This window comes from Mesorhizobium sp. M2C.T.Ca.TU.002.02.1.1 (assembly GCF_003997225.1).
Genome location: NZ_RZTO01001368.1, coordinates 1 through 733, shown reverse-complemented (window position 1 = coordinate 733; position 733 = coordinate 1). Strand labels below are relative to the sequence as shown.

Annotated in this window: 1 protein-coding gene; it reads right to left on the bottom strand. The window is 61.9% G+C overall.

The features are described 5' to 3' along the window. Positions 1-545, bottom strand: a 545-nt coding sequence (locus tag EOD07_RS36155; RefSeq protein WP_127238490.1) for an MFS transporter, incomplete at its 3' end; no start/stop codon positions are given. Between the last annotated feature and the right edge of the window lie 188 nt (positions 546-733).

The following is a 733-nucleotide window of genomic DNA, read 5'->3' as shown; positions in this document are numbered from 1 at the left end:
GTTTCGGGCAGGAACCGCGTGGCGAGCCACATGCCGATCAGCCCGATCGGCACGTTGATCAGAAAAATCCAGTGCCAGGTGAAATAGGTGGTGATGAATCCGCCGATCGGCGGACCGACCAGCGGTCCGACCAGTGCCGGCACGGTCAGCCAGGACATCGCCGCGACCAGTTCGTTCTTCGGCGTGGCGCGCACCAGCACCAGGCGTCCGACCGGTGTCATCATCGCGCCGCCTATGCCTTGCAGGAAGCGCGACACCACGAAAGCCGGCAGCGAATTGGAAAAGGCGCAGGCGACGGAGCCGGCGATGAAGACGCCGATCGCGGCGCGGAAGACGGTCTTGGCTCCGAACCGGTCCGCCATCCAGCCGCTGATCGGGATGAAGATCGCCAGCGACACCAGATAAGCCGTCAGCGCCAGCTTCAGCGCGATCGGGCTGGTGTGGATGTCGATGGCGATCGCCGGCAGCGACGTCGCGATCACGGTCGAATCCATGTTCTCCATGAAAAGTGCGACCGCCAGGATAAGCGGGATGATGCGGTTCAAGGGGAAACGCCCTGATTTGTCTTCGCGATTCTGGCGCCGGCTTGGGGGCGAACCGGTGCGACCGGGCGGTTATCACGCCTCGGCCCGGATGTCGCATTAAATTGCTGTCACTTTTGTGCGACCGCAACCTTTGGTGGCTATCGCAACTGATATTGGCTTGCAAAGGGCAGCGTCGATTACTATTGTAG